Origin of the sequence: Pseudomonas sp. BF-R-26 (genome assembly GCF_019947395.1) — a bacterium.
Taxonomy (GTDB): domain Bacteria; phylum Pseudomonadota; class Gammaproteobacteria; order Pseudomonadales; family Pseudomonadaceae; genus Aquipseudomonas; species Aquipseudomonas farris.
Genome location: NZ_JAGYGK010000003.1, coordinates 77252 through 88743, shown reverse-complemented (window position 1 = coordinate 88743; position 11492 = coordinate 77252). Strand labels below are relative to the sequence as shown.

Annotated in this window: 10 protein-coding genes and 1 tRNA gene; 2 read left to right on the top strand and 9 right to left on the bottom strand. The window is 60.6% G+C overall.

Going from position 1 to position 11492, the window contains the following annotated elements:
* Positions 1 to 68: 68 nt before the first annotated feature.
* A complete protein-coding gene (gene gabD / locus KGB18_RS04585) occupies positions 69 to 1511 on the bottom strand; it encodes an NADP-dependent succinate-semialdehyde dehydrogenase (protein WP_052962928.1) in 1443 nt (480 codons plus the stop codon).
* A 349-nt stretch (positions 1512 to 1860) separates the two neighbouring features.
* On the opposite strand from gabD, the gene KGB18_RS04580 reads away from it, so the two are divergent.
* Positions 1861 to 1937, top strand: a tRNA-Arg gene (locus tag KGB18_RS04580).
* A 79-nt stretch (positions 1938 to 2016) separates the two neighbouring features.
* Here the strand turns inward: KGB18_RS04580 and KGB18_RS04575 are convergent.
* The 5 genes from KGB18_RS04575 to KGB18_RS04555 form a co-directional block, all read right to left on the bottom strand.
* Entirely contained in the window at positions 2017 to 2283 is a 267-nt protein-coding gene (locus tag KGB18_RS04575) for a hypothetical protein (protein WP_207189013.1), read from the bottom strand.
* A gap of 21 nt (positions 2284 to 2304) precedes the next feature.
* Positions 2305 to 2925, bottom strand: a complete 621-nt coding sequence (locus KGB18_RS04570; protein ID WP_123719062.1) for a hypothetical protein — start codon at positions 2923 to 2925, stop codon at positions 2305 to 2307.
* Positions 2922 to 3503, bottom strand: a complete 582-nt coding sequence (locus KGB18_RS04565) for an RNA polymerase sigma factor (RefSeq protein ID WP_095054474.1) — start codon at positions 3501 to 3503, stop codon at positions 2922 to 2924. Before KGB18_RS04565 ends, KGB18_RS04570 begins: the two co-directional genes overlap by 4 nt.
* A 17-nt stretch (positions 3504 to 3520) precedes the next feature.
* Complete coding sequence (locus tag KGB18_RS04560; RefSeq protein WP_223569463.1) at positions 3521 to 5266, bottom strand: vWA domain-containing protein; 1746 nt, start codon at positions 5264 to 5266, stop codon at positions 3521 to 3523.
* Between the two features lie 86 nt (positions 5267 to 5352).
* On the bottom strand, positions 5353 to 5913 hold the full coding sequence (locus KGB18_RS04555) for a YbhB/YbcL family Raf kinase inhibitor-like protein (protein ID WP_223569462.1): 561 nt from the start codon (positions 5911 to 5913) through the stop codon (positions 5353 to 5355).
* A 141-nt stretch (positions 5914 to 6054) separates the two neighbouring features.
* Here KGB18_RS04555 and KGB18_RS04550 point away from each other — a divergent pair, with 141 nt between their 5' ends.
* The gene (locus KGB18_RS04550; protein WP_123719059.1) at positions 6055 to 7584 is read left to right on the top strand and encodes an FAD-dependent oxidoreductase; all 1530 of its coding nucleotides are present in this window, start codon (positions 6055 to 6057) and stop codon (positions 7582 to 7584) included.
* 29 nt (positions 7585 to 7613) lie between these two features.
* Here the strand turns inward: KGB18_RS04550 and pgaD are convergent, their stop codons facing one another.
* The 3 genes from pgaD to pgaB are packed head-to-tail and all read right to left on the bottom strand — an operon-like array spanning position 7614 to position 11492.
* Positions 7614 to 8141, bottom strand: a complete 528-nt coding sequence (pgaD, locus tag KGB18_RS04545) for a poly-beta-1,6-N-acetyl-D-glucosamine biosynthesis protein PgaD (protein WP_223569461.1) — start codon at positions 8139 to 8141, stop codon at positions 7614 to 7616.
* Positions 8138 to 9493: a poly-beta-1,6-N-acetyl-D-glucosamine synthase gene (pgaC, locus tag KGB18_RS04540; RefSeq protein ID WP_223569460.1), complete on the bottom strand. Its 1356-nt coding sequence runs from the start codon at positions 9491 to 9493 to the stop codon at positions 8138 to 8140. Before pgaC ends, pgaD begins: the two co-directional genes overlap by 4 nt.
* Before the next feature lies 1 nt (position 9494).
* Positions 9495 to 11492 (bottom strand): poly-beta-1,6-N-acetyl-D-glucosamine N-deacetylase PgaB, encoded by a 1998-nt coding sequence (gene pgaB / locus KGB18_RS04535; protein ID WP_201061636.1) that lies wholly within the window; start codon positions 11490 to 11492, stop codon positions 9495 to 9497.

The following is an 11492-nucleotide window of genomic DNA, read 5'->3' as shown; positions in this document are numbered from 1 at the left end:
GAGAAATTCCGTTTGAAGCGTCGCAAAGGGACAGCGCTCTCGTGCCCTTTGCGCTTGAAGCAATGGCCTCAGATACCCAGGCAGAGGTATTTGATTTCCAGGTAATCTTCGATGCCGTACTTGGAGCCTTCACGGCCCAGGCCCGACGCCTTGATGCCGCCGAACGGCGCGACTTCGTTGGAGATCAACCCGGTGTTAACGCCGACCATGCCGTATTCCAGGGCTTCAGCTACACGGAACACACGGCCCAGGTCGCGAGCATAGAAGTACGAGGCCAGACCGAACTCGGTGTCGTTGGACATCGCGATCACGTCGGCTTCGTCTTTGAAGCGGAACAGTGGCGCCAATGGACCGAAGGTTTCTTCCTTGGCCACGGCAGCGTTGTTCGGCACGTTGGTCAGGATGGTCGGCTCGAAGAAATTGCCTTCCATCACCTTGCCACCGGACAGCACGGTTGCGCCTTTGCCAACAGCGTCAGCAATGTGCTCTTGAACCTTGGCCACGGCTTTTTCGTCGATCAGCGGGCCAGTGGTGGTGCCGTCTTCCAGACCGTTACCGATCTTGAGTTTGGCCACGGCCACTTTCAGTTTTTCGGCGAATGCGTCGTAGACCGAATCCTGAATGTACAGGCGGTTGGCGCAGACGCAGGTCTGGCCGTTGTTGCGGTACTTGGAAATGATCGCGCCTTCGACGGCCTTATCCAGGTCCGCGTCGTCGAACACGATGAACGGCGCGTTACCGCCCAGTTCCAGGGAGATTTTCTTGATGTCCTTGGCGCATTCAGCCATCAGCTGACGACCGATTTCAGTCGAACCGGTGAAGGACAATTTGCGCACGATCGGGTTGCTGGTCAGCTCGCTGCCGATGTCGCCGGCGCTGCCGGAAACAACACTGAACACACCGTTCGGAATACCGGCACGCTGGGCCAGTTCAGCCAGAGCGAAAGCCGAGAAAGGCGTTTGCGAAGCAGGCTTGAGCACCATGGTGCAACCGGCGGCCAGGGCCGGGCCGGCTTTACGGGTGATCATCGCGGCAGGGAAGTTCCACGGGGTAATGGCAGCGGTCACGCCGATCGGCTGCTTGATCACGATCAGGCGCTTGTCTGGCTGGTGACCCGGAATCACATCACCGTAGACGCGCTTGGCTTCTTCAGCGAACCACTCGATAAAGGAAGCGGCGTAAACGATCTCGCCCTTGGCTTCAGCCAATGGCTTGCCTTGTTCCAGAGTCATCAGGCGAGCCAGGTCGTCCTGGTTCTCGATAATCAGCTCGAACCAGCGACGCAGCTTGTTCGCGCGATCCTTGGCGGTCAGTGCACGCCAGGCCGGCAGCGCTTTATCAGCGGCTTCGATCGCACGGCGGGTTTCAGCAGCGCCCATTTTCGGCACGGTGCCCAGAATTTCGCCCGTTGCCGGGTTATTGACCTTGATCGTCTGACCGTTGTCCGCATCGACCCAAGCGCCATCGATAAAGGCTTGCTGGCGGAACAACTGGGTGTCTTTAAGCTGCATGTCGGCTTTCCTTAACAGCACCGCGGCACGCGCGGAGCGAATTATGATTGTAGAAAGGCGCCTTATAGGCTGCCGTCAGGGAAATCATTCACCGGGCTGAAGCACATAAATAGCGCACAAATCGAACTCGTGCGGTTCAGCACCCAGACAAGAGCGTTTGAAATCTCAAACGAATCCTAGGATCAAAGGGGGTAAAGGACAATAGGCTGTTCGAAAAAAAGAACGAAAACGCCGCATTTGCCTATTTTTTCAGATCAGCGTAGCAATCGTAGGTTACGCTTTTGAAAAAGGCAGACGATTCAGCAGCATGGACGCCTGCAGCGCATATGAGTATCATGGCGCCCGCATTGCACCAGTAGCTCAGCTGGATAGAGTACTGCCCTCCGAAGGCAGGGGTCGTGGGTTCGAATCCCGCCTGGTGCACCATACGTAGAAACGAGAAAGCCTCAGATCTTAGGGTCTGGGGCTTTTTTGTGCGCACAAAAAAACCGCCAAAGCGGTTTTTTCATTCTGTCGTCCAGTCAAACTCGTCGTAGTCATCATCCTCTTCGTCCTCGACCACTTCATCATCAAGGACGTCTTCCTCAAGCGCTTCTTCTGCCTGCTTCGCCAGAAGAAACTCCTTACGACTCTCAGTCACTGCTCGCCGTAGTTCCTCACCCTTCACCGGGCAGTTGAGCATTTGGGCGATGCGGTCGATTTTTTGTGCCACGGCATCCTCCAACGCATCGGCTATAGGCCGATAGTGCGCGCTTTCGGGTGTCGATGCCAAATTTGCCGACCGCTGTTCACCTCATTTCTTCTGCAAATCCTTGAGTCGGGCCGTGAGATTTTCCTTGGGAAAGCGCTTGTGCAATGTCGCCAGCAGCGCCTCGGCGGCTTGGGTTTGACCGGTCTCTTGCAGGCGTATCACTTCACGTAATTGATCATCCAGTGACTTGGTCGGCGCGGCTAAGCGTTTACTGACTTTTGCTTCGTCCGCCATTTCGCTATTGATCGACTCGCGCTGCAACGGCGCCGAGAACTCCGCCATGGGCGCAGCAGGTGCCGGCGCGGATATAGCGCCGGTCGGTGCCGCCTGGGACCGGGCAGCGGCTTCCGGTTTGGCGGCCGGGGCGGACGCTTTAGGCGCTGGCGCGAAGTCATAACTCGGCAGTTGTTCCGGTGTGCGTTGCACCAGTGCCAGCATCAGCGCGACGCCGACGAGGCTGGCGAATGCCACTTGCCAGCGGGGTTGTTGGCAGGCGCGGAGCCAGCGTTGCCACAGGTTCGGCTTCGGTGCCGGGGCTTCGCGGTGTGCGGCGGCCAGGATGAAGGCGTCGAGATGCGCCGGTGGTTCGCCGGTTGCGTGGTCGCGAAAATGCTTGAGCATTTCATCGTCAGGCGGTGGCGGTGTTTGTCGGGCGTCAGTCATGTCAGTACCTCCTCGGCCAGCAGCCGACGCAGTTTTTGCTGGGCGTAGCGCAAGCGACTTTTGACGGTTTCCAGCGGTGTTTCGGTGAGGGTGGCGATCTGCGGCAGGTCGAGGTCGCCGTGGGCGCGCAGCAGGAACACTTCGCGCTGGTCGGCGGGGAGGGTTTGCAGGGCGGCTTCGAGGCGTTGACCGTCGCGGCTCAGGCTCAGCAGTTGTTCGGGGTCGGCTGCGTCATCGATCAGGGCATGGGTTTGTTCGTCATAGCTGTCGTGCAAGGGGTTGTGGATTCCGTGTTTGCGCCAGTGATCGATCAGTCGGTTGCGGGCAATCTGGTAGAGCCAGGTACGAAAGTTCGCCCGGCCTTGTGGCTGACTGGTGCTGCGGATCAGGCTCAGCCAGGTTTCCTGATACACCTCTTCGGCCAGTTCGGGTTTACCGCTGAGGCCGAGGAGGAATCGATAAAGGCCTTGGCGATGACGGGCGTACAAAACTTCGAACGCCGGCCCGTCGCCGGAGCGATAGCGTGCCAGCAGCGATTCGTCGCTGCTGGCGGCTGAGCTGATTGCAGAATCGGACATGTCAGCGCGGGCCTCTTTCACTCTATCCGGTTGTCATTGGGCTGTTGATTCGAGGCGGTCGGGGTTCGCAGGCTCTGCGCCAACTCCACCAATTGCACGAATTCACTGCGCAGGCCGAATTGATCATCACCCCGTGCGCCACGGGCCAGGGCTTCGGTGTCCTTGAGGCTGAAATTACCGGTATAACGCCCGTCCTTGAGTTGCTGGGAAAAGGCAGCGACGGCAGCGGCAAAGCGCAGATCATTGCTGGCTGCCGAGATTTTGTCGGCCTCACCACTCAGCTCTCCACTCAGGATTGGCCGCTCGATCAAGCGACTATTCCCACCTTCCGGCAACTGATAACGCACTCGCAGCATCGCCAATTCCCCGGTTTTTGCGGAAACATCGGCCGCAGGATTGCCATAGCGCAGCGGTTCCAGCCAGCCCTTCTCACCCTTGGGCACAATTTCATACAACGCTGTCACCGTATGCCCTGCACCGATTTCTCCGGCGTCGACTTTGTCGTTGCTGAAATCCTCACGCTTCAAGGCGCGATTCTCATAGCCCAACAGCCGATATTCGCTGACCTGGGCCGGATTGAACTCCACCTGCAGCTTCACGTTCTTCGCCACCACCGCCAGGGTCGAGCCGAGCTGATCCACCAGTACTTTGCGCGCCTCGCGCAGGTTGTCGATGTAGGCGTAGTTGCCGTCGCCAGCGTCGGCCAGTTGTTCCATCAGGTGTTCATTGTAGTTATCCACACCAAAACCCAGGGTGGTCAGGGACACGCCGGTTTTGCGTTTATCCACAGCCATCTGCTTGAGGCTGTCGAAGTCGCTGATGCCGACGTTGAAGTCACCGTCGGTGGCCAGCAGGATGCGGTTGATGCCTTTGGGGATAAACGCCTGTTGCGCCATTTGATAGGCCAGTTCGATACCCGACGCGCCGGCGGTCGAACCGCCTGCGGTCAATTGATCGATGGCGGTACGAATTTTCGCTTTTTCCCGTCCGGAAGTCGGCTCCAGCACCACGCGAGATTCTCCGGCATACACCACCAGCGAAACCCGGTCCTGCTCGCGCAGTTGATCAACCAGTAATTTCAGCGTGCTTTTGACCATGGGCAAACCTTCGCGCCGGTCCATCGAGCCAGACACGTCCACCAGAAACACCAGGTTCGCCGGGGCCAGCTCCGCCACCGCGCGATCAGATGCCTTGATGCCGATGCGCAGCAAGCGGGTATGCGGGTTCCAGGGCGACGGCGCCAGCTCGGTGGTCAGGCCGAATGGCGAGCCATCGGTGGGCAAGGCGTAATCGTAGGGGAAGTAATTGACCATTTCTTCCAGCCGCACCGCCCCTTCGGGAGGCAAGCGCCCCTGATTGAGCAAGCGCCGGACATTGGCGTAAGCGCCAGTGTCGACATCGGCACTGAAGGTCGAGACCGGCGCCTCGGCCACGCTGTGAATCGGGTTATCGGCCAGCGCCTGATATTGCTCCCGCTGCTCATCCCGATAGCCCTGTGGATAAGCTTCACCGGCCGGCATGGGCGCGAAAGCGGCCGACGGTGCCGGTCGCGCGTTGCGCTTGGCCTGCGCGGTGTCTGCCATGACCGCCTCGCGCACCAACGCTTCAGTTTTCAGCGCACCTTGAACCGGAGGCGCAACCGCTGCCGGGCTGTCTATCTTAGAGTCTGGCGTGGATGAAGCGCCGCAACCGGCAATGGCCAGCAGCAACCCGGCGGCGAAACCCTGGGCTGCAGGGCAGAGGTAGTGCAGAGGGAGGGACATGGGGGCTGACCTCAGGAGGAAATTGACTCATTCATCCTCTGAGACGGACAGCCCGTCAGCTTCGGGTTAACTCACCAAAAAAATCTTCAGCGGTGATAACGCCGCACCACGCTGCTGTTTTTCAGCACATGGCCTTTGATCTGCTCCATCAGCTGCGCGCGGGTCAGGCCGGCAGGCAAGGCGTCTGGCGCCAGGTCCAGGGCGTAAAGCTGAATGAGGTAGTGGTGGGAGCTGTCGCCGATGGGCGGGCAAGGGCCGATGTAACCGGTGGTACCTTTGCTGTTGCTGCCGCCCACGCCTTCGAGGGCGGATTTGGCGCCGACGCCGGCCGGGATCTGGCGCGTCGAGGCTTTGATGCCGTAATGAATCCAGTGATCGACGCCCAGGCCTTTCTGGCCGTCCGGGTCGTGCAGGACGATGGCGTAGCTGAGGGTGCCCGGAGGGCCGGCGTTCCAGCTCAGGGCCGGGGACTGGTTTTTGCCGCCGCAACCGTTGGCATCGCTGGCCGCCACCGACGTGAACAGGCGATTGTCCGAAACACCGGGAATGCTGAGGGTGAAACGCTCCTGGGCCTGCGCCGGAAACTGCACGCAAAGGGCGACTGCAACGGCCGCCAGCCAAGGGTTCAAAGAGGTCAATCGGGTCATACCGGAGCACCTTTGTGCGGGTGGGGGCCGTCGTCGGCTGGCAAACTATAGCCGGACCGTTCGTGCGGTGGCAGCAGGAATTGGCTGAACCTCGGAATAGGCGCCAAACTCTTAAGTGAAACACCTGCCTGGAGATCGATCATGGCACTGCACCGCGTCGCCCGTTTCGCCGATGTGCCCCAAGACCGTGGTCTTGAGGTTCGGATCGACAAGATGAAAATCGTCTTGCTGCGGGTCGGCGATCAATTGCGCGCTTATCAGGGCAAATGTCCCCACGCCGGGGCTCCCTTGGCCAAAGGCGCGCTGTGTGAGGGACGGCTGATTTGCCCGTGGCACAAGGCGGCTTATCGGCTCGAAGACGGCGCGCTGTGCGAGCCCCCGTCTCTGGACAGTTTGCGGCGCTACCCGCTGGAGTTGCGCGACGATGAGGTCTGGGTCGATGACCAGCCGATGCCTACCCCCAGCACTCCACCGGCGGACGATAAGCGAACCTTTGTGATCATCGGTGCCGGTGCCGCAGGTACGGCTTGTGCGGCGGCGCTGCGAGAGAAAGGTTTCGGTGGCCGGGTGTTGCTGATCGACCGCGAGCCCGAGGCCGGTTACGACCGTACGGTATTGAGCAAATTCGTGATTGCCGGGGAGATGCCGCTGGACGAAGTTCCGCCTCTGCGGGATGAAGATTTTTATCGTGAACAGCGCATTGAACGGATAAATAGCGATGTGATGGGCCTGGATGCACCGAACCGGACTCTGCGCCTGGCCGATGGTCAATCGCTGAGCTATGACGGCGCAGTGATCGCCACCGGCGGCGCTCCCAACCATCTTTCACTGCCTGGCGCCGATCTGCCACAGGTGTTCGTATTGCGTTCGAAAGCGCAGGCGCTGCAGATTCTTTCAGCCGCCAAACCCGGTCAACGGGCAGTGATTGTTGGCGACAGTTTCATTGCTCTGGAGTCCGCCTCTTCCCTGCGTCAGTACGGCCTGGAGGTCACTGTCCTGGCCCGCCATGCCATCCCTTTCGAGGCGCAATTCGGCGATGCCGTCGGCAAGGCAATTCGTGCCCTGCACGAGGCCAATGGCGTGGTGTTTCATACCGATGGCGAAGCCGCGCAGATCGAAGGCACAGGCAAGGTCGAAGCGGTGCTGCTGGATAATGGTCAGCGCTTGCCGGCGGATCTGGTGCTGGTTGGCATTGGCGTCACCCCGGCGACCACCCCGTTTACCGATCTGCCGAAGGAAAAAGATCAGTCACTGAAGGTCGACGGCGGAATGCGCGTGGCTGACGGGCTCTGGGCCGTCGGCGACATTGCAACCTTCCCGCTCAACGGCCAGCCGCAACGGATCGAGCACTGGCGCCTGGCTCAGCAACAGGCGCGAATTGCGGCGGCGAATATGCTCGGCGGCGATGAGCGCTACCTCGACGTGCCGTATTTCTGGACCTGGCACTTCGGCAAAAACTACGACTACCTCGGACATGCCGAGGCTTGGGACGAGGTTGAGTTCAAGGGCGATCCTGACCACCCACCGTTTATCGGCCTGTTCGGCAAGAACGGCGTGGTGGCGGCGGCCGTTGCCTGCGATCAGGAGCGGGCCATGGCAATGCTCGCCGAACGGATGAAACAACCGCTGTCGGTGGATGAGGCCTGGCGGCTGATTCGGGACGTTGGCTGACCGACCCAAACAACAGGAACGTACCAGGCTCAGACGTGGCTCAGCGGCTCTCGGTTATCGTCATCTTCGGCTGACAGGCGGATAACCAGCGGATGCTCCAGCGGCGCCAAAGGCGGCGGTAGGTCAGCCGGGTCGACCGGGAAGAAGTGCGTAACGACATGACTGACATCGCCATCCTGATCGTTATGAATGGTCATCGAGCCCGAGGTGCGCAGTTTCGCCAGCCGGTCGCCGGTCAGCTTGAAGCTTTTGCTGAGCCCCTGATCATCCACCACCGGCGCCGGCAAACGGCGCTGGGCGAAGCTCTTGCTTTTACGCTGTTGATAACGCGCCCACGTGATCAGGATCACCGCATTCAACAACGCTACCCACAGGTAAATCTGCAACGTGCCGAGGGCGTCGAAAAAAGACGCATCGATGCGCGGGCCCTCATGGGTATCGATCAACGGCCACAAACCCCGCGCCAGCAAATACAGCAGACCGACCCAGGCGAGCACGGTGAGAAAAACATCGATCAAGACCAGAAAGGGCCGCTGCCGGGTTCTGATGATTTTCATTTGATGACCTCCTCTTCATCGTCATTCAGCGGCTTGATGCCCCGGTCCGGGCTGACCCAGCGCGCGCGCTTCTGATGTTGGCCGAACAGCACTTTGGGAAAACTGACCAGGGTGGTGAACAAGCTGATAAGCCAGAACACCAGCGGATACCAGACCACCCAGAACATGGTCTTGCCCAGGCCCTTTTCATAACGGCGGTCGATCAGGATGCTGACCGCGAACTGCACCAGGCAGACCACCGCCAATAGCAGACCGGTAAACGCCGGCGGCATCAGGTGATCGACGGCAATGGCTGGCGGCATTTCGACAAATTTGCCGCCGCCCCAGAAAATCACCGACAGCAGAAAGGTGAACGCCCAACCGGTGGACAGGCAGTATTCGAACAGCAGCGGCCAGAGGTAACGATGGCGGTATTGCCAGATGCCACGGATGTTCTTGAACAGCACCTCGGCGCCGCCCTGGGCCCAGCGCAGACGCTGCTTCCACAGGCCACCGAGGGTTTCCGGCATGAGGATCCAGCACAACGCGCGGGGCTCGTAGAAAATGCTCCAGTGATCCAGTTGCAGCTTCCAACTGATGTCGATGTCTTCAGTGATCATGTCCGGGCTCCAGTAGCCGACCCGGTTCAGGGCCGTGCGACGGAAGGCGACAATCACCCCGGAGACGGTAAAGATCCGCCCGAACACCCGTTGGGTGCGCTTGATCAGGCCGATGATCGACGAGAACTCGCCGACCTGCACGCGGCCGATCAAGGTCGAACGGGTGCGGATTCGCGGGTTGCCGGTCACCGCGCCCAGTCGCGCATTGTCGAGCATCGGCGCCACCAGATACGCCGCGGTGTTCGGCGCCAGCAGCGCGTCACCGTCGATGCACACCAGATACTCGCTGCGCGCCGCGATGGCGCCCATGCGCAGGGCCACGGCTTTGCCCTGGTTTTCCGCCAGATGCAGCACCCGCAAACGCGGATCCTGCAACGCCAGTGCATCGAGCACCGCGGCGGTATTGTCCTTGGAGCCGTCGTTGATCGCGATCACTTCGATGTTCGGGTAATGCTGGGCCAGCGCCGCGTGGATGGTATCGGCCGCGTTGTCGCCTTCGTTGTAGCAAGGGATCAGGATCGAGATCAGCGGTTCGCCGGCCAGCGGTGGCGGCAAAGTGTCGTCCTGCCACGGCCAGTGCCGCTCCCAATGCAGCCAGAAATACAGGCCGCCGGCGATCCACAGTCCCGACATGAACAGTGGATAGAAGAACACGAAGTCCATCAGGAATTGCCCGGTGAGCAGAAAGATCAGCCCGAGGGGAACCCCAAGGACGATCGCCAGAACCAGCAGGGCTAAAAGTCTGTCCAGCATGTTATGGATTCCACTTGTTGGAGAGCGCGGGCCGCACGGTTTTCAGGTCCGGCTGGTTCTCGAGGAAGTTGTCCGGGTAGTAGCCGAAACTGGTGGCGCCCTGACGCTTGAGGCGGCCCATCCAGTCAGCCAACTGTTCGCCGTCGATGTCGGCGTCGGCGTTTTTCGTCCAGTCACGGGCCTGCAATTCGAACACCGTGCGGTCGAGTGCGCCGGGGCGCGATTTCACCGTCGCCACCAGCGTTTCGAGCCAAGGGCCGGATTGCTGGAGGCTCTGTTTTTCCATGAGTGGCATGGCCATTGGCGCCGTCCAGTCGTAGGCGCTCAGGAAGTCATCGAGGTTCTGCGCGAACCAGGCTTCGCTCTCGGGGTTGAGCATTGGCTCGGCGAAAATATTGCGCGCCGTTTTCACTTGCGGGCCACGAATGGCGCGGACCTTGGCAGTCAGTTCGTGAGTGAAATCGATCAGGTAGCGGCTCTTGAACCGCGTCCAGCGTTGCAGCATGGCTGGATCCGCACGCAGGGCGGCAATCGAACCGGGTAGACCGTTGGCGGCATAGACCTTCAAGGCATCAGGCCCGGCGTCTTCGAAGTCCGACAGCACCGCGTCATCGTGATAGAGGATGCCGTCGACCGAGGTCAGGCGTGCCACGTCTTCGTAGATTTCACCGATGATGCGCCGCACGTTCGGATCGAATGGCGACAAGCGCTTGTACTGATCCGGATCAATCGACGTGGTAGCGGTTTTCGGGTCCCAGCGAGTGACCCGTGGCAACTTCGAGTCCAGGGCAAAACTCAGCACCGGCATCCACGCGAAGACCTTGACGTTAGCCCGAGTACGCAACTGCCAGGCCACGCGGTCGAAGAGGTCGGCGCGCACCGGCAGGTGACGGTTGGGGAAGTACAGCGAATGCACCAGGCCATCGCCGGCAGGGTCGGCGAAGGCTTGCAGGAATACGGTGTTGGCGCCCATGTCGGCCATGCGCTGGATCAGTTTGCCGAGGTTGATTTCCTGTTGGGCCGGGTCCGCGTCGTAGACGTTGTCCAGGTCCACATGCACCACGCGCATCGGCGATTCAGCCTGCACCGAGACGATGCTGTTGGCGAAGTGTTCGCCATCCGGGTCCGAGGCCACCAAAAAGCGCGGGCTGCTCATCAGGTCGTCGAGGGCATCGAGGCCGTCTTCCAGGGTCAGGGCCATCTGATAACCCTGTTCGTTGACCACTTGCAGCGAGGTGCCGTCCGCCGCGCCGTATGGCCAGACCCAGACACGTGGTTTGTAACCGGTGACCTTGCGGATTTTCTCCGAGATGGCCGCCACGTCGGCGCGCATCCGGGCCTGGAATTGGGCTTCGGTTTCATAGCGTCCGTTAACAGCGTCATAGCGCCGGGTCGCGGCCGCCGGTTGCAGGTTGCCTTGCGGGTTGGCCAACACGCCTTTGTGGCTGGCGTCGGTGTGGGCGGCGATTTCCACCAGGCCGGATCGGGAAATCTCGCGGATCTGCTCCCAGGTCAGGAAGTCCGAACGCTTACGCGGTGTACCGGCAAAATCCACCGGCTGGTTCAGCGGCGTATCGATCCATACCCCGACCGGTGCCAGCAAGGCATGCCAGTTATAGGCGCGCAGTACTGGCAACACGCGGGTGTAGAAGCTCGAATAACCGTCGTCGAAACTCAGCATGATCGCCCGTGGCGGCAGTTCAGGGCCGCCGTTGCGAGCGGCCATGACCTGGTCGACGGTGACCGGTTGGTAGTTGTTCTCCCGCAGCCACGCCAGTTGCTCGAGCAGGCGTTCGGTGCGCACGGCCACTACCGCCTGATCGGGATCACGGTCTTCGACATCGTGGTAAGAGATCCCGAGTACGTGGTTTTTCGGCCACGGCTTTTCATTGGCCGACACCGGGCGTTCGGACGGCGGTGCGAAGGCCGGGGCTTGCTGGGCGCAGGCGCTGATCAACAGCGCTCCCAGCAGAAGGATGAAACGCGAAATAAAAGGCAT